Here is a 17,038-nt window from a genome sequence, read left to right on the forward strand (position 1 = left end):
CGGCCGGTGCCGATGAGGCACCGGCCGGCCCGCCCGCTGTTGGCCGCTGGAATCCGGTCGGCTCAGAAGGTGAGCTTCCAGCCGTTGAGCGTGCCCGTGTCCTGGGCCGCGGTGTCCTGGACACGCAGCTTCCAGGTGCCGTTCGCACTCTCGCCGGAGGCGTTGACCGTGTAGGTGGTGTTCACGTTGTCCGCGGAGTCCCAGGAGGCGGACTTCAGGCGGTACGCCGAACCGTCCGGCGCGACCAGGTCGATGACCAGGTCACCGCGGTAGGTGTGGGTGATGTCCACGCCGACCTGAAGCGCCGAGGGCGCGTTGCCGCTGCGGCCGCTGACGGTGACCGGGGACTCGACCGCCGGGCCGTCGTCCGGGATGGCGACGGCGGCGGTGCTGGAGAACGTGGTCCCCGTGCTCGCCCCGCCCTTGACGGCCTGGACCGTCTTCGCGGCGTCCGCGAGGCCCGCGCCGCAGCCGCCGGAGCAGGTGCCGGGCAGGGGACGCGCGTTGGACTTGATCGCCGATTCGATCTGGGCCGGGGTCAGGGCAAAGTTCGCCGACTTCGCGAGCGCGGCCAGGCCCGCGATGTGCGGGGCGGCCATGCTGGTGCCCTGGTAGTAGGAGTAGTTCTCGGTGGCCGGGGTCCGGGTGCCGGAGTTCAGCGTGGACAGGATGCCGTTGGAGGTGGTGGTCCGGGTCTCACCGCCCGGGGCGGCGATGTCCACGGCCGAGCCGTAGTTGGAGTAGAACGCGCGGCTGCCGGCACGGTTGGTCGCGGCGACGGTGACGACGTTGTTGCAGTTCGCCGGGGAGGAGTTGGCGGCGTCCTGGTTCGCGTTGCCGGCCGCGACGACGACCGTCGTGCCGCGGTTCACGGCGGCGTTGATGGCGTTCTGGGTCGCGGTGGAGCAGGCGCCGCCCCCGCCGAGGCTCATGTTGATGACCTTGGCGACGTCGGTGTTGGCGGGCACGCCGGAGACTGTGCCGCCGGACGCCCAGGTGATGGCGTCGATGATGTCGGAGTCGTAGCCGCCGCACTTGCCGAGGACGCGCACCGGGGAGATCTTCGCGTTGTACGCGATACCGGCGACGCCCTTGTTGTTGTTGGTGACGGCGGCGATGGTGCCCGCGACGTGGGTGCCGTGCCAGGAGGAGTCGCTGGCGGGGATGCCCGGACCGCACTCGTTGGCGTTGTACCAGTCGCCCGGGTCGGCCGGGTCGCTGTCGCGGCCGTTGCCGTCGACGGCGACGCCGGCGTCGGAGATGAAGTCGTACCCGCCGACAATGTTCGCGGCGAGGTCGGAGTGGGTGACGTAGCCGGTGTCGATGACGGCGACGGTCACGCCGGTGCCGGTGGCGACGTCCCAGGCGCCCGGCACCCGCATACCGGCCGTGGCCTCGGACAGGTCCCACTGCTTGGCGTACTCGGTGTCGTTCGGCGTGGCCAACGGCTTGTTCAGTCGGTCCGGTACGACGTAGGCGACCTGCGGGTCGGCCTCGTACTCGGCGACGACGCCGGCTACAGCCTTCCGGCTGAGGTTCTCGCCGAGGCCGACGAGGGCGGCGCCGGTGCCGAGGCGGCGCTGGAAGTCGACGTTCTCGCCGGCCCCCTTGCCCTTGGTCTCGGCGTCGTCGGCGGCGGCCTTGTTCGACCTGGCCTCGGCGGCACCGGACTTGTAGCCGACGATGAGCCGCTCGGCCGGGGTGCCGGGGGCGGCCTCGGCCTGGGCCGTCGGGACGGCGGCCTCCCGGGTCGCGGTGTCCTGGGCGACGGCGACCTGGGCGGTGGCGGCGGTCAGCAGGGCCGCGGAGACCGCGGCGGCGGATATGAGCTTCCGTCTGGAAGGGGTGCTCGGGGAATTGGAGATACGCAAGGGCTTGCCTTTCGTGCCGTACTCCGGACAGCGGGCAGCGCGGAGTGGCGGGGAAACGCTTCGTCGTCGAAGCGGCGGGGGGTGGTGCGAAAAGCGGCGCGGCGGCCGGCCATGCGCGAGCTGCGACCCGTTCGGGGTTACCTGTGGGTCAGCTGTGCTCGAACAATAGGCAAAGAGGAGGTCATAGGGGTATGGGGGGAAACCCTCTATCTGGTCGGGAACCGCCGCTGCGCGCAGGGCGGTTGACCGGGAATGGTCCGTTTTCGAGCGGGTCGCCGGGCACTGAACGTGCCGCACCGTTCGTCCCTGTGGGACGGGTGCCCACCGTTCCCGTCCCGCCGAGGAGACGTTCCCGATGACCGTGCACCGCGTCGCCCTCGTGGCCGCCCTCGTGACCCCGGCCCTGCTGCCGCTGTGGGCGGCGGCACCGGCGCACGCGCACGGCGCGCTGACCCGGTGAGCCGGGTGTACGCCTGCTCGCCCGAGCGCGGCGCCGGCGCGCTCGGCGGCCTGCCGGGCGGTCGTCGCCGCGAACGGCGCTCCCTTCACGGCGTGGGACAACCTGCGGGTGGCGAACGTGAACGGGCGGGACCGGCGGGTGATCCCCGACGGGCAGCTGCGCGGCGGACGGCTGCCCGCGCACCGGGGCCTCGACGATCCCGCACACTGGCACGTTCCGGATGTACCTGACCAACCCCGGCTACGACCCGCCGCGGCCGCTCACCTGGTCCGACCTGCCGGAGCAGTCGTCCGCCGAGGTGACGGACCCGGCCCTGACGGACCGCGCGTACCGGATGAGGGCGACGGCCCGGCCGCGTACGGCGCAGCAGGCGTCGCCGCCCGGAGACGACAGCACCCCGGAAGCCGCCGCCACGGACGACACCGGCTGGGGACCGTCCGCGCCAGCACCGCGGCGGCGCCGCCGCGGTGCTGGCGCTCACCCGCGGCGCCGCCCTGGTGGTGCATCTGCGTCGGCGATGAACTGCCTTCGTCAGTCGGTCAGTTGACGTTGACGGCCGCGCCCGCGGCGGTCACCGGCGCGTACTTGGCGGTGAAGAAGGCGTTGCTGAAGCACAGCGACGAGCCGGACGTCTTGGTGAACTGCTGGTTGGAGAAGGCGATGCTGTGGTCGGCGTTGCTCGCTGTGCCGGACAGGCTGGGCGCCTGGTAGACGCAGGTGATGGTGCCGAGCAGGGTGCGCAGTCTGACCGTGGACTGGATGGCGGAGCCCGTGGCCGGGGTCACGGTCACGGTGCCGTCGGAGGACACGCTGGTGGTGTAGGGCAGGTTGTCGACCGTGATGCCGCTGACGCCGAGCACCCCGGTGACGTTGGCGGTGCAGCCGCTGGTGTCGAACGTGTGCGAGGCCAGCGACTCGGTCGCGGTGCCGGGAGCGGTGGGGTTGTCGGTGACGGTGGCGGAGAACGCCGACGAGGTGCAGGAGATGCCGCTGGTGCCGGTCGCGCTGGAGTAGAACGTCGCGGCGGTGCCACTGGCCAGGGAGGCGTTGAGGACGTCGCCGACCGCGACGGCGGTGCCGTCGGCGGTGGTCAGCACCGGGGTGTCGGCGGCGGAGGCGGGGACGGCGGCCGGGAGGGTGAGGGCGGCGGCGGAGGCGGCGAGCGTGAGGAGGGTGCGAGTGCGCATGCGGGTGTACCTCTTTCTTTGGGCGTCTTGCGGAGTGGGGCGACGGGCGCGGTGCCCCGGGGGTGGTCGAGTGGATGCCGTTGCCGGCCCGTGACGCCTTCTCCGTACGTGACGGACCGGCAACGGCAGGCCGGTGAGCGGCCGGAGGCCCCGGGGAGAGACCTCCGGCCGGACCGGTCGGGGGTGGCCGGGGCCCGGTTCGAGGGGGAAGCGTCGTGCCGGAGCCGTGGAGGGTCGGGCGTGCGGGGTCGGACTCTGACGGTGAAGAACCCGTGCGGAACGACGGGCGGTCCGGGAGGACGCGGACGGTGCCGCGGGACGGATCCGGCGCCACGGATCCGGTGAGACCAGGGAGAGTTGTAGGCCGGAGAGAGATTCAACGTCAAGGTGTTGCAAGGAAGTTGCTGGTATCAGTGAGGCTTTGGTGAGGCCCGGATGACGGACGGGTCACAGCTGACGCACAACCAACACTTTTTGTTCACACTTCCCTTGACCCTTGGTTGTAACCACCGGTAACTTCCTCGGCGGCTACTGCGGCGTAACGAGAAACCCCTTAAAACCGCCGGGAGTTGCGAGCCGGCGTGCCCGCAGCCGGTGTCCGCGCCAGGACAGCCTGCTATCAGAGCCCGACCAGCGTTTCTATGCACCTGGAGCAGACATGGCTTCATCCTCGGACCTCAGCCCGCCCGCCGGCCACACCCCCGGGCATCCGGAAAGCGATTCCGCGCACGCGGAGACCTCGCAGACCCATGCCACCCCCGAGACCCCCGATGGCTCGCAAAGACGCGGGCGGGTGCGGATGCGGCGGGCCGCGGTGCCGGCGGTGCCGGCCGCCGCGATCACCGCGGGGCTCGCGATCCTCACCGCGCAGGGGGCGCTGGGCGTGCAGTTCGCGATCTCCGGCATGCCCTTCACGGTCACCGCGACCGAGCTCAAGGGCACCGGCTTCGCGCAGTTCGGCGGGCTCGACAACATGGCCGAGGGCAGCCCGAACGCGGGTGACACCGGTGGGCAGGTGCTGGTCGTCACCTCCGTGATCAAGGACGCGACGCTCACCAAGCTGTGCCAGAGCGTGGACCTCGGCGGCACCAACCTGGTGATCAGGGCGGGCGGCGGGGCGCAGAAGGTGAGGGCGAACGACCTGGTCACCGACTCGACGGAGCTGTCCGGCAACGCCGCGTTCACCGACATCGAGATCGGCAACGACGCCAGCGAACTGAACAAGGCCGGGCCGCTGGGCCGCGGCCCGAAGGGCGTGTTCAGCCAGCAGTCCGACACCGTGCGCATCGCCAACCTGCGGCAGACCAACTACGCCACTACGGCTGGCGTGTTCAAGCTTCCGGGTCTGAAACTCCGCTTCAGCGAGTCGGGTTGCTGATGCCGGACCGGCCACGACAAGGAGTGCGGTCCGCCTTCCGCGGGTGGCGGGCCGCCCGGCCGTTCTGGGGCGGGCTGCTGCTCGCGCTGGGCGGGGCGGAGATCCTGCTCACACAGAAGGCGTCGCTGAGGGTGGTGCTGCACGTCGGCATGCAGGGTCTGGCGGGCTATCTGCTGCCGGCCCTGATGGTGCTGTGCGGGCTGCTGGTCCTCTTCAACCCCGCGCAGCGCCTGTTCTACTCGATCACCGGTGTCCTGGTCTCCCTCGGGACCTGGATCACCTCGAACGTGGGCGGCTTCTTCCTCGGCCTCCTCCTGGGCTGCGTCGGCAGCTGCCTGGCCTTCGGCTGGCTCCCGAACCAGGAGCCGCGCGTGAGCCGGCGGCAGCGGCGCAAGCGGGCGCGGGCGGCGCGGGACGTAGCGGGGTCGGTGGAGTCACGGGCCGTACCGGGATCGGTGGAGCGGGGCGCGAGCGGCGCGGCCTGAATCCGGGCGCTGGGCGCCTCCCCTGCATGCCGGTGCGCGTCCACGTCCTGGGCGCGCACTGCGCCGTCATCCCCTTGTGGCGGGCGGCGGCTCCACCGGCGTCGGCGCCGTGTCCTCCGTGCCGGTCTCCTCCTTCATCGCCTTCGCCTCGCTCTTGAGGATGCGCATCGAGCGGCCGAGTGCCCGGGCCGTGTCCGGGAGCTTCTTGGAGCCGAACAGGACGATCACAACGATCGCCAGGACCAGCAGGTGCCAGGGTTCCAGTCCGTTACGCAGCATGCCCGCGCCCTCCTCTTGCCCACAGTTGCTACATTGCGCAACTGTACAACGAAAGCGAGACAGCAAGAGGGCGCCCATGACCGTCACCAGCAGCCGCAGGTCAGCACACCCGCGGCATCGGAGCGGCGGCGAGGGCCGCGGCAGGCGGTCCGCCGCCCGGGACCGTCGGCGGCGGCGCGGTCGCCGGATACGCGTCGGGCTCACCATCTGCCTGGCACTGCTGGTGCTGGCGGGGGCGGGGGCCGGCTGGCTGTACTTCAAGCTCGACGGCAACATCAGCACGTTCGACGCGGGCGGCCTGTCCGACCACCGCCCGGACGCCGGCTCGTCGAAGGGCGAGAACGTCCTGGTCATCGGCTCCGACACGCGCACCGACGGCAACAACAAGCTGGGCGGCGGCGACAAGAACGACGTGGGCCGCTCCGACACGACGTTCCTGCTGCACATCTACGCCGACCACCAACACGCCCTCGCCGTCTCCATCCCGCGCGACACCCTGGTCACGATCCCGCCCTGCAAGCTCCCCGACGGCACCTGGACGAAGGCGCAGCCGCAGACGATGTTCAACGCGGCCTACTCCGTCGGACAGACGGCCAAGGGCAACCCGGCCTGCACGCAGAACACCGTCGAGCAGCTCACCGGGCTGCGGGTCGATCACACCGTCGTCGTCGACTTCAAGGGCTTCGCCCGGCTGACGGAGGTGGTGGGCGGCGTCAAGGTGTGCCTGCCGCAGAACGTGTACGAGAACGATCTCAACCCGCACCTCACCTCGCCGGGCCGGCTGCTGTTCCGCAAGGGCGAGCAGACCGTCTCCGGGCAGCGGGCCCTGGACTACGTCCGCATCCGGCACGGTATCGGCGACGGCTCCGACATCGGCCGTATCAAGCGCCAGCAGGCGTTCGTGGCCAGCCTGTTGAAGGAGGTGAAGAGCAACGGCTTCACCCCGGCGAAGCTGCTGCCGCTGGCCGAGGCCGCCACGAAGTCGCTGACCGTGGACCCGGGCCTCGGTTCGGCCGGGAAGCTCATCTCCTTCGCGATGTCGCTGAAGGACATCGACCTGCACAACACGAAGTTCGTCACGCTGCCGTGGCGGTACGAGGGGTCGCGCGTGGCGGTGGTGCAGCCGGACGCCGACGCGCTCTTCGCCGCGCTGAAGGACGACCGCACGATCGACGGCAAGTACGCCGGGGGCAAGAAGCACGGGACGGCAAAGCCCGCTCCGTCCGCCACGGCCGTCTCCGGTGCCGGCATCGACGTGGCCGTCTACAACGGCACCACCGCCACCGGCCTCGCCGCCCGCGGCGCCGCCCAGCTCACCGCCGACGGCTTCACCGTCACCGGCACGGCGACCGCGAGCGCCCAGGACCACACCACCACGCTCGTCGAGTACGGCCCCGGCCTGGAGGACAAGGCCCGCACGGTCGCCCGGGTGTTCCCCGGCGCCGAACTCCAGCCGGTGACCGGCACCGGGATCAACGTCGTCCTCGGCCAGTCGTACGCCGCCACACCCGCGGCCTCCGCGTCCCCGGCCCCGGCCGCCGTGCCCTCGGCGGTCGCCGAAGGGGCGCGCTCGGCGGACGACAACCCCTGCTCGAACCTCACCTACGGCTGAGCCTGCGGCCGAGCCGGGCGCGTGCCGCCGTCAGGGCGAGCGCGTACAGGCCGAGGACGGCGGCGAGCAGCGCGTAGTACGCGGCGGGCAGGGGCGTCATGCCGAGCGGGGCGCCCAGCGGGCTCGGCGGCAGCAGCAGGCCGACGACGGCGAGGCCGGTGGCAGCCCGGCCGACGGGTCCCGGCCCCCTGCCCTCGGCGAGCCGGCGGCCGCTGCGCAGGAGCAGCATCACCAGGGCCTGGGTGAGCAGGTTCTCGGTGAACCACGCCGCGTGGAACAGGGACTGGTCGCGTACGGCGTCGCCGGCGCCGTCGAGGGCGAGGCCGAGGACGGCGAAGGTGGCGAGGTCGGCGACCGCGTTGAGCAGGCCGAAGCCGGTGATGAAGCGCAGGAAGGAGCGCGGGCGCAGCACGGCCGGGCGGCGCAGCGCCGCCGCGTCGGGGCGGTCGTGGGCGAAGGCGAGCTGGGCCGCGTCGAAGCACAGGTTCTGCACCAGCACCTGGGCCGGGAGCATCGGCAGGAACGGCAGCAGCAGGCCGGCGGCGAGCATGGCGATGACGTTGCCGAGGTTCGAGGAGAGCGTGACCCGCAGGTAGGAGGCGATGTTGCCGCTCGCGTGCCGGCCGGCGGTGACGGCGTGCCCGATCGCCGTGAGGTCCTTGTCGGCGAGCACGACGTCGGCGCTCTCCCGCGCCACGTCCACGGCGGACCGCGGCGCGATCCCGACGTCCGCGGCCCGCAGCGCGGGCACGTCGTTGACCCCGTCCCCAAGAAACCCGACGGTGTGCCCGGCGGCCCGCAGCGCTGCGACGACCCGGGCCTTGTCCTCGGGTGTGCAGCGGGCGACGACGGTGGTGCGGCCGAGGCCGTCACCGGCGGGGGTGGTCCCGGCCGCCGGCGCGCGGCGGCCCCGGGCGCTTTCCGTGCGGCTGTCCAGGACGGCTCCGGTACGACCGTCCCGCGCGGCCTCCGCGAATCCCTCGCCCGCCACCCTTACGTCCCCGAGTTCCAGCCCCAGTTCCCGGCACACGCGGGCCGCCGTCGACGGGTGGTCGCCCGTGAGGACCTTGACGGTGATGCCGCTGGCGGTCAGGGCACGCAGGGCCTCGGTGGCGGTCGGGGTGAGGGTGTCGCGGAAGGTGACCAGGCCGCGGAAGGTCAGGCCGCGTGCGTCGGCGGGGCCGCCGGTGCGGGTGCCGCCGGGGCGGTCGGCGCAGGCGATGGGGGTCCCCCCGCGCGAGTGGGTTCGAGCGTGGGGGAGGTCGGTGGTGGCGACGGCCAGGAGGCGCAGGCCGGTGTCCGCCTCGCGGGCGGCGAGGGAGAGGAGTCGCTCGCGTTCGCCGGGCTCCAGTGCGCAGCGGTCCAGGACGGCCTCGACGGCGCCCTTGACGACGTGGATGTGCCGTCCGAGGGAGCCGCGCAGGACGGCGGTGGCGAGGCGCCGTTCCGGGTCGAAGGGTGCGGCGTCGACGCCGTCGTACTCCTCGCCGACCGAGCCCGCCGCCTCCAGCAGGGCCTCGTCGAGGGCGTCCGGTGCGGGCAGTTCGGCGAGCTGGAGGGTCCACCAGGCGGCGACGGCGGCCCAGTGCAGCGCCTCCGGGTCGTCCCGTCCGGCCGCGTCGAGGGAGCGTTCGACGACGGGCCGGTCCTGGGTGAGGGTGCCGGTCTTGTCGACGCACAGCACGTCGACCGCGCCGAGGTCGTGCAGTGCGGGCAGCCGGGTGACGATCACGCCGTGGGCGCGGGCGAGGAGCGCGGCGCCGCGGGCCAGACAGGTGGTGACGATCACCGGAAGCATCTCGGGGGTCAGCCCGACGGCGACCGCGACGGCGAACGGCAGCGTCTCCAGGCCGCGCCCGCGCAGGGCGGCGCCCGCCATGAGGACCAGCGGCGGCGTCAGCAGCATGAACCGGATGAGCACCCAGGAGATGCCGTGCACGGACCGGTCGAAGGCGCCGGGCTCGCGCCGCGCGGGCGGTCCGTGGGCGGCGGCGAGCCGGGTCCGCACGCCCGTCGCGAGCACCACCGCGCTGGCGCTGCCGGAGGCGACCGCGCTGCCCTGGAAGCAGAGATGGGGCTGGGCGAAGGGGTCCTCGCCGGCCGTGCCGGGTTCCTCGACGGCGTCCTTGGGGACCGGCGTGGACTCACCGGTCAGCGCGGCCTGGTGCACGGTGAGGCCGCGGGCGCGCAGCAGCCGTACGTCCGCGGGTACGAGGTCCCCCGGCCCGAGCCGCAGCACGTCGCCCGGCACCAGCTCGGCGACCGGTACCTCGCGGGCGCGCGGCGGCTCGCCGTCCCCCGCGCGGCGCAGCACGGTCGCCGTGCCCGCGACCAGCTCGCGCAGCGCGGCCATGGACCGGTCGGCGCGGTGCTCCCCGCTCGCGCGCAGCACGCAACTGACGGCGACGAGGGCAAGGATGACGGCGGCCGTGCCCCAGGAGGCGACGGCCGCGGAGACCAGGCCCAGACACAGCAGGACGGCCGTGAACGGGTCCCGCAGCCCCCGCACGCACCGGCGGGCCCAGGAGGGCGTACGGCGCTGCGGCAGCGTGTTCTCGCCCGCCGCCGTCAGCCGCCGCCGGGCCTCGTCCTCGGTGAGTCCGCTCGGGCCGGTGTCCAGCCGCCGCAGCACCTGCAGCCAGGTGCCGTCGGCGGTCTCAGAGGCCATGGAGGCGGCGCGCGGGGGCCGCGCGGTCGCCGAGCCGGTCCACCATCAGCCGCACCACGTCCACCACGGCCGCCTGCTCGTGGGCGTCGACGTAGTACACCTGGCGGCGGCCCTCGCGGCGGGAGCGGACGAGCCCGGCGAGCTTGAGCTTGGTCAGGTGCTGGCTGACCGCGGGCAGCGCGCCGCCGACCCGCTCGGCGAGCCCGGTCACGTCGCTCTCACCGCGGATCAGCGCCCACACAATGTGCAGCCGGGCAGGCGAGGCGAGCAGCCCGAAGGCCGCGGCCGCCTCGGTGAACACCTCGACGGACGGATCCTCGAAGCCACCACCGGCTGCCGCCACCGTCGCCGCCTCCTGTCCAGGGCGCCGCAACGCCGTCCCGCCGCACGCCACGCCGTACGAACCGGACCAGTGTAGGTGTTCCGTCCCGAGTGGTTGCTGAGGCGGTCGGCGGGTGGGGACCGCCGGCGGGCGGTGTGGTCGGGGGATGGTCGCAGCCGGTGCGGCCGGGGGCGGGGTGGCGCGGGAGGGCCGGCCGGGGATCCGCGGGAGGGTGGCGGAGGCTCGATATCTGTTGGGAGGAGCCGGGAGCCTGCCGGAGATACGCGCCCCGCCACTGGCATCCGGACGGCACCGGCACCGAGGTGATCCGGGATGAGGACACCGCGATGTACGGGCGATGGCGCGGAAGCCGTGATCCCCCGGCAGCCGTAACTCCCCCCGGGCAGCCGCAATACCCCGGTCAGCGAGCCGTAACACCGGCGAGCCACCGCTTCGTTCGACCCGTCGGACGGATCATCACGATGCGGCAGCATCAACTCACTGCAGGTGGTCGCTCACTTGACGACCACAGGCAACACGCGATTGGCTCCCGCTCAGCGAGAGTCACCAGGTCGGTGCACGTCACGCGGCTCCGCCCCGCGCTCTCCCCATGCTCTTGCTCGGCCGCTCAGCGAGGTACCGCACCCTCATGACCCCCTCTCCTCCGCCTCACCGCTTCCCAAGACTCCCCCGTGCCGCGGCGCTCGCCGCCGCCGTCTGTCTGCTGATGTCCGGCTGCTCCGCCCTGCGCACGGCCGACGACGCGTCGGGCCCGGAGCCGGCGGGCCGGGCCGGCGGCGGGTTGCGGGTCGCCATGGTCACCCACGGCGGCAAGGGCGACGCGTTCTGGGACCTGGTGAAGAAGGGCGCCGAGGACGCGGCCGCCAAGGACGACATCGCCCTGACGTACACCAGCGACGCCGACGCGACGGGGCAGGCCGACCTGGTGCGGGACGCCGTACGAGACAAGGTGGACGGCCTCGCGGTGACCCTGGCCAAACCGCTGGAGATGAGAGGCCCGGTCGCCCGGGCCCAGGCGGCGGGCATACCGGTGGTCGGCCTGAACTCCGGCATGGACGCCTGGAAGCCCGCGGGGCTCCTGGAGTACTTCGGCCAGGACGAGAGCCTCGCCGGCCAGGCGGTCGGCGACAAGCTCAACGCCCTGCGCGCCAGGCACGCGCTGTGCGTGATCCACGAACGGGGCAACGTCTCCCTGGAGGCCCGCTGCGCCGGGGTGAAGAAGGCCTTCCGCGGCGACACCGACAACCTCTACGTGCGGGGCACCGACATGGACATGGTGAACGCCCAGATCACGTCCCGACTGCGGCAGGACCCGTCCATCGACGAAGTGGTCACACTGGGCGCGCAGTTCGCGCTGGCCGCGGTCAACTCCGTGAAGCAGGCGGGCAGCAAGGCCAAGGTCGCGACGTTCGACCTCAACAAGGACATGGTCGGGGCGGTGGAGCGGGCAGACGTGCAGTTCGCCGTGGACCAGCAGCCCTACCTGCAGGGGTATCTCGCCGTCGACGCGCTGTGGCTGTACAGGACGAACGGCAACATCAGCGGAGGCGGGACGGCTCCCGTGCTGACCGGTCCCGCGTTCGTGACCCGGGAGAACATCGCCTCGGTCGCGAAGCTCGCCGCGAAGGGAACCCGCTGAGCGGACACTTCGTGCGCCGATGTCCTCAAAGATTCCGTTACCCACCGTCCCGTGCGGTCACTTGTCCGGATAGCATCCTCCGCATCCCCTGTGCCGTACCGGACGCGCAGTCACCCCCACCGCTCGTCCCCCGCCCGCCCCCGCCTCTCCGAACCGCCCGTTCGCCCGCTCCCCTCCGCTCAGCTGCCCCGTAGATCGCCCTAGGATGACGATGTCTCCACGGACAGGTGCCCGGCGCCGCCGTTTCGGCTCCATACGTCTCTCCCTGATCCTCCTGGCCCTGGTCACCAGCATCACCCTCGCCGCCATGTGGAGCGTGACGACCATCCAGATGTTCTCGGAGGGGCTGCGGCTGCGCTCCCAGACGGAGCTCAGCCGGTCGACCGGGGCCATGGGCACCGACGCGACGCTCGCGCTGCAACGTGAGCGCAGCCTGTCGGCCGCCTGGCTGGCCTCGCCGAACGGCTCCCGGGCCGCCCTGGACGCGCAGCGCCAGAAGACCGACGTGGAGGTCGCGAAGCTGGTCCGGCAGTCGGACGCGATCCAGAAGGCCCCCGCTCGCATCTCGGACCGGCTGTACTCGGTCCTCGGATCGCTGGGCAGCCTGGAGTACTACCGCGGCCAGGTGGACGACCCTTCCGAGATCACCTCCGAGCAGGCGCTGGGCCAGTACACGTCGATCATCGACGACCAGATCCACGCCTTCCAGGAGCTGTCCCAGGTCGACGACGGTGACCTCACCTCGCAGGCCGGCCCGCTGGTGGCCCTGGAGCACGCGGCGGAGCTGGTCTCCCAGGAGGACGCCCGGCTCACCCTGGCCTGGCCGTCCGGCCGGCTGGACGACAAGGCCTGGACCGAGTTCGCAGAGCTGGTCAACTCCCGCCGCTGGCTCGTGCAGGACCAGGTCCTGCCGATGCTGCGCGGCAGCGCGAAGACCCAGACCGAGCGGATCATGGCGAGCCCTCAGTGGAAGACCCTGGTGTCCATCGAGGACCGGGTGCTCGCGGCCCGCGCCTCGGACAGCGGCGGCACGATCCGCCTGCCGGACGCGCAGAAGCAGTGGAACGCGTCCCTGAACGAGGTGTCCGACCAGTACTCGACGATGATCCGGCAGCAGACCTCGGGACTGCTCGACCAGAGCGGCGCCGAAGCCGACAACCTGCTGTTCAAGGCCGGGTCGCTCAGCGCGGGCGGGCTGGTCGCGCTGCTGCTGTGCGTCGGCATGTCCTGGCGGATCACCCGCTCCCTGTCCCGGCGGCTGCGGGGCCTCAGGGAGGCCACGCTCAGCCTCGCGCAGGAGCGGCTGCCCGAGGTGGTGGCGCAGCTGGACCGGGGCGAGAAGGTCGACGTGGAGTCGGCGACCCCGCCGCTGGACTACGGCCGCGACGAACTGGGCCAGGTGGCCACGGCGTTCAACACCGCGCAGCGCACCGCGGTGCACACGGCGGTCGAACTCGCCGACACCCGGCGCGGCTTCCAGAAGGTGATCCTGGGCATCGCGCGGCAGAGCCAGAACCTGGTCAACCTCCAGCTCAGCAAGCTGGACGCGCTGGAGCGCCAGCACTCCGACCCGGACGTGCTCAAGGGCCTGTACGAACTGGACTCCACGGCCAGCCAGTTGCGCCGCTACGAGGAGAACCTCGTCATCGTCAGCGGTGAGCGGCCCGGTCGCAGCTGGTCCGAGCCGGTCGCGCTGATCGACATCCTGCGCAGCGCCGTCGGCGAGGTCGCCGAGTACCAGCGGGTGGAGGTGCACACCGACGAGGAGGTGTACCTGGCGCCGCCCGCGGTGGCGGACGTGATCCATCTGCTGGCCGAGCTGATCGACAACGCGACCTCGTACTCGCCGGCGCCGAGCCCGGTCGGGGTGCGCGCCGCGATGGTGGCCAAGGGCCTGGCCGTGGAGATCGAGGACCGCGGCCTGGGCATGTCCGAGGAGGACTACCTCGCCTTCAACGCCCAGCTGGGCGTGGACCCGCAGTTCGACGTGGTGGCGCTCGCCGACGACCTGCGGCTCGGCATGTTCGTGGTCGCGCAGCTCGCCCACCGGCACGGCATCGCGGTCACGCTGCGCTCCTCGCCGTACGGCGGGACCACGGCGATCGTGCTGATCCCGCACGACATCGTGGTGCTGGAGGTCCCCGCCACGGGCGACGCGGATCCCAAGGACCCGAAGGACCCGAAGGACGCGGCGAACGCCGGGTGCGCCGAGGGGGCCGGGCAGACCGTGGAGACCGAGCACGCGCGCGGCACCGAGGCCGCGGAGCCCACCCGGCAGCCGCGGCCCGTCGTCCCGGTCCGCTCCGCCGTCGTACCGGCCCCCAAGCCCCGCCGGGACGGGCTCGCCCCGCTGCCCCGCCGGGTGCCGCAGACCAGCCTCGCCGCCGAACTGCGGGAGGAGGCCCCGCCCGCCGAGGACGCCGCCCGCCCCGAGGACTACACCGCAGAGGCCGCCGCCTCCTCGCTGGCCGGATTCCAGCGCGGCACGTTCCGCGCGCGAGACGACGACGCCGAGGCTCCGTACGACCTGGCGGCCGCAGCCGTACCGGAGGGCCCCGCCGACGCGGACACCCCCAAGCTCTCGACTCCGCCCGCCGACCGCTGACGAAGGACACCGCAATGACAGGCCCCATCCCCGCCACGCACACCCAGCTGGACCAGTTGCTGACCGGACTCGTGGAGCGGGTCGCCGACGTGAACCAGGCCGTGGTGCTCTCCGACGACGGTCTGGTCGTCTCCAAGTCCACCGGGTTCCTTCGCGACGACGCCGAACGGCTGGCCGCGACCGCCTCCGGGCTGATGAGCCTCAGCAAGGGCGTCAGCATGGACTTCCGCGGCGGCCCGGTACGGCAGGCGCTGATCGAGATGGCCAACAGCTATCTGATCCTGACCTCGGCGGGGCCCGGCGCCCACCTCGTCGTGCTGACCGGGCCGGGCGCGGACGTCGGCGTGGTGGCGTATCAGATGAACATGCTGGTCAAGAAGATCGGCGAGCATCTGAGCGCCGCGCCGCGGGGCGCCGGCGGTCCGCTGCCCGGCTCCGGCGCGTGAGGTGAGCGGAGGCGACACGGCCGGCCGGCTCGTACGGCCCTTCGCCCTGACCGGCGGACGGACCCGGCCCAGCCGCGCCGACTTCACGCTCATCACGACCGTGACCGCGGTCGATCCGCAGCCCGACGCGGTCACCCGGCCGCAGCCCGAGCAGACCCGGATCCTCCGGCTGTGCACGGAGCCGGTCGCGGTGGCGGAGGTCGCGGCGCACCTCGACCTGCCGGTGAGTGTGGTCGTCATCATGCTGTGCGACCTGCTGGAGGCGGGGCGGATCACCGTCCACCCCCCACACCCCGTCTGCGGAATTGCGGACCTGGACCTGCTGCAGAAAGTGAGGGACGGCCTTGGCCGGCTCTGACACCGCCTCCGAAACGGCTTCCCCCCACGCGGTTTCGGCACCCGACACCGTCAAGATCCTCATCGCCGGTGGTTTCGGCGTCGGCAAGACCACGCTGGTCGGCTCGGTCAGCGAGATCGTCCCGCTGCGCACCGAGGAACCCCTGACCATGGCGAGTCTCGGCGTCGACGACCTCGAGGGCATCGAGGAGAAGCGGGCCACCACGGTGGCCCTGGACTTCGGCCGGATCACCATCAGCCAGGACCTGGTGCTGTATCTGTTCGGCACGCCCGGACAGCAGCGGTTCTGGTTCATGTGGAACGACCTCGCCGTCGGCGCCCTGGGCGCCGTGGTACTGGTCGACGTGCGCAGACCCGAGTCCAGCTTCGCCGCGATCGACTTCTTCGAGCGCCGCCGCATCCCATTCGTCGTCGGCGTCAACGGCTTCTACGGCGAGCATCCCTACCCGGCGGAGGACATCCGGGACGCGCTCGCGCTGCCGGAGGGCGTGCCGGTGCTGCTGTGCGACGCGCGGGAGCGGGAGTCGTGCCGAGACGTACTGATCGCGCTGATCGACCAGTTGATCGCGGAGGTGGCCCAGGCGGGAGGCAAGTCGGCCCGGCTGGCTCGCCCGGGCCGCTGAGTGGCCGGCGCGGCTGTGGCCCGGGCATCAGCCCGGGCCCGTAGTCAGTCGGCCGCGGTCAGGACCGCCGGTTTCAGCCCAGGCCCGCCGACTTCAGCCACGTCCTGGCCACGTCCAGCGGGTCCTTCTTCTCCAGCTGCACCTGGGCGTCCAGGTCGAGCAGCGTCTTCGTGTCCAGCTTGGCGGAGACGGCGTTGAGCGCGTCGACGCCCTTCTGGGGCAGCCCGTCCTTGTGGACCAGGGGCTGGACGTTCTGGAAGCCGAACAGGTTCTTGGTGTCCTTGAGGACGACGAACTTCTCCTGGGCGATGGTCGGATCCGTGGTGAAGACGTCCGCGGCCTGCACGGTGTTCTTCTTCAGCGCCGTCTGGGTCAGCGGGCCGCCCGCGTCGAGAGCCTTGAACGACTTGAACTCCAGCCCGTACAGCGACTTCAGGCCCACCAGGCCCTGCTGCCGGGTCTGGAACTCCGGAGAGCCGCCGAAGACCAGGTCCGGGGCGGCGTCCTTGAGGTCGGCGATGCTGGACTGGGCGGTGAGGCCGTACTTCTTCGCGGTCTCGGCGTTGACGGTGACCGAGTCCTTGTTCTGTGCGGACGACGGTTCGAGCAGCGTCAGCTTGGGATCGAGCTTCGCCTCGATGGCGGTGGTCGTCTCCGCCACCGTCTTCGGCGGCGTGCCCTTGGCGTCCAGGTAGGCCAGCAGCGACCCGTTGTACTCGGGAAGCACGGTGACCGAGCCGTTCTTCATCAGGCCGTACGTCGTCTCGCGGCTGCCGATGTTGGGCTTGTAGGTGACCTTGATGTCCTTGGCCTTGAGAGCCTCGCCGTAGATGTCGGCGAGCAGGATGCTCTCGGCGAAGTTGTTCGAGCCGACGACGACGGTGTCACCGTCCCCGCCGCCCTCCGCGAGCGGGTCGGACGTGTCGCCGCCGGAGCCGCAGCCCGCGAGCAGCGCCGCCATCGCGGCGAACGCGACGGCGGACACGGCCGTACGCCTCGTCTTCGTCCGGCTCGTCCTGGTACGGCTGCTGCTCTTCACGGAAGTAGTCACCCACCGATCCAAGCCAGCCACTTCTCGATCAGTC

At 72.2% G+C, this 17,038-nt stretch carries 14 protein-coding genes and 1 pseudogene; 9 read left to right on the top strand and 6 right to left on the bottom strand.

Annotated elements, in window-relative coordinates:
• Positions 1-62 precede the first annotated feature (62 nt).
• The gene (locus tag H8R17_RS15265; RefSeq protein WP_187823807.1) at positions 63-1,865 is read right to left on the bottom strand and encodes a S8 family serine peptidase; all 1,803 of its coding nucleotides are present in this window, start codon (positions 1,863-1,865) and stop codon (positions 63-65) included.
• Between the two features lie 562 nt (positions 1,866-2,427).
• On the opposite strand from H8R17_RS15265, the pseudogene H8R17_RS49210 reads away from it, so the two are divergent.
• Positions 2,428-2,878, top strand: a pseudogene (locus H8R17_RS49210) (lytic polysaccharide monooxygenase); the annotation flags it as partial.
• Here the strand turns inward: H8R17_RS49210 and H8R17_RS15275 are convergent.
• Positions 2,871-3,518, bottom strand: a complete 648-nt coding sequence (locus H8R17_RS15275) for a Tat pathway signal sequence domain protein (RefSeq protein ID WP_187823735.1) — start codon at positions 3,516-3,518, stop codon at positions 2,871-2,873. The pseudogene H8R17_RS49210 and the gene H8R17_RS15275 sit on opposite strands and share 8 nt — an antisense overlap.
• A 658-nt stretch (positions 3,519-4,176) precedes the next feature.
• Here H8R17_RS15275 and H8R17_RS15280 point away from each other — a divergent pair.
• Entirely contained in the window at positions 4,177-4,896 is a 720-nt protein-coding gene (locus H8R17_RS15280) for a DUF6230 family protein (protein WP_187823736.1), read from the top strand.
• On the top strand, positions 4,896-5,381 hold the full coding sequence (locus H8R17_RS15285) for a DUF6114 domain-containing protein (protein ID WP_223125068.1): 486 nt from the start codon (positions 4,896-4,898) through the stop codon (positions 5,379-5,381). Before H8R17_RS15280 ends, H8R17_RS15285 begins: the two co-directional genes overlap by 1 nt.
• Positions 5,382-5,447: 66 nt before the next feature.
• Here the strand turns inward: H8R17_RS15285 and tatA are convergent, their stop codons facing one another.
• A complete protein-coding gene (tatA, locus tag H8R17_RS15290; RefSeq protein ID WP_187823737.1) occupies positions 5,448-5,660 on the bottom strand; it encodes a Sec-independent protein translocase subunit TatA in 213 nt (70 codons plus the stop codon).
• Positions 5,661-5,736: 76 nt separating this feature from the next.
• Here tatA and H8R17_RS15295 point away from each other — a divergent pair, with 76 nt between their 5' ends.
• Positions 5,737-7,272 carry an LCP family protein gene (locus H8R17_RS15295; RefSeq protein WP_187823738.1) on the top strand — a complete coding sequence of 512 codons (1,536 nt, stop codon included), beginning with the start codon at positions 5,737-5,739 and terminating at the stop codon, positions 7,270-7,272.
• Here H8R17_RS15295 and H8R17_RS15300 read toward each other — a convergent pair.
• The gene (locus H8R17_RS15300; protein ID WP_187823739.1) at positions 7,259-9,940 is read right to left on the bottom strand and encodes an HAD-IC family P-type ATPase; all 2,682 of its coding nucleotides are present in this window, start codon (positions 9,938-9,940) and stop codon (positions 7,259-7,261) included. The genes H8R17_RS15295 and H8R17_RS15300 overlap by 14 nt on opposite strands.
• Entirely contained in the window at positions 9,930-10,283 is a 354-nt protein-coding gene (locus H8R17_RS15305; protein WP_187823740.1) for a metalloregulator ArsR/SmtB family transcription factor, read from the bottom strand. Before H8R17_RS15305 ends, H8R17_RS15300 begins: the two co-directional genes overlap by 11 nt.
• 628 nt (positions 10,284-10,911) lie before the next feature.
• On the opposite strand from H8R17_RS15305, the gene H8R17_RS15310 reads away from it, so the two are divergent.
• The 5 genes from H8R17_RS15310 (at position 10,912) to H8R17_RS15330 (ending at position 15,953) form a co-directional block, all read left to right on the top strand.
• Positions 10,912-11,922 carry a substrate-binding domain-containing protein gene (locus H8R17_RS15310; protein ID WP_187823741.1) on the top strand — a complete coding sequence of 337 codons (1,011 nt, stop codon included), beginning with the start codon at positions 10,912-10,914 and terminating at the stop codon, positions 11,920-11,922.
• A 211-nt stretch (positions 11,923-12,133) separates the two neighbouring features.
• Positions 12,134-14,527 (top strand): nitrate- and nitrite sensing domain-containing protein, encoded by a 2,394-nt coding sequence (locus H8R17_RS15315; protein ID WP_187823742.1) that lies wholly within the window; start codon positions 12,134-12,136, stop codon positions 14,525-14,527.
• Between the two features lie 14 nt (positions 14,528-14,541).
• The gene (locus H8R17_RS15320; protein ID WP_187823743.1) at positions 14,542-14,973 is read left to right on the top strand and encodes a roadblock/LC7 domain-containing protein; all 432 of its coding nucleotides are present in this window, start codon (positions 14,542-14,544) and stop codon (positions 14,971-14,973) included.
• 1 nt (position 14,974) lies between these two features.
• Complete coding sequence (locus tag H8R17_RS15325) at positions 14,975-15,331, top strand: DUF742 domain-containing protein (protein ID WP_187823744.1); 357 nt, start codon at positions 14,975-14,977, stop codon at positions 15,329-15,331.
• Positions 15,318-15,953, top strand: coding sequence for an ATP/GTP-binding protein (locus H8R17_RS15330; RefSeq protein ID WP_187823745.1), 636 nt, complete (start codon positions 15,318-15,320; stop codon positions 15,951-15,953). Before H8R17_RS15325 ends, H8R17_RS15330 begins: the two co-directional genes overlap by 14 nt.
• A gap of 73 nt (positions 15,954-16,026) precedes the next feature.
• On the opposite strand, the gene H8R17_RS15335 is transcribed toward H8R17_RS15330, so the two are convergent.
• Positions 16,027-17,004 carry an ABC transporter substrate-binding protein gene (locus H8R17_RS15335; protein WP_316959406.1) on the bottom strand — a complete coding sequence of 326 codons (978 nt, stop codon included), beginning with the start codon at positions 17,002-17,004 and terminating at the stop codon, positions 16,027-16,029.
• Between the last annotated feature and the right edge of the window lie 34 nt (positions 17,005-17,038).

Source organism: Streptomyces sp. TRM68367 (genome assembly GCF_014495685.1).
Classification (GTDB): domain Bacteria; phylum Actinomycetota; class Actinomycetes; order Streptomycetales; family Streptomycetaceae; genus Streptomyces.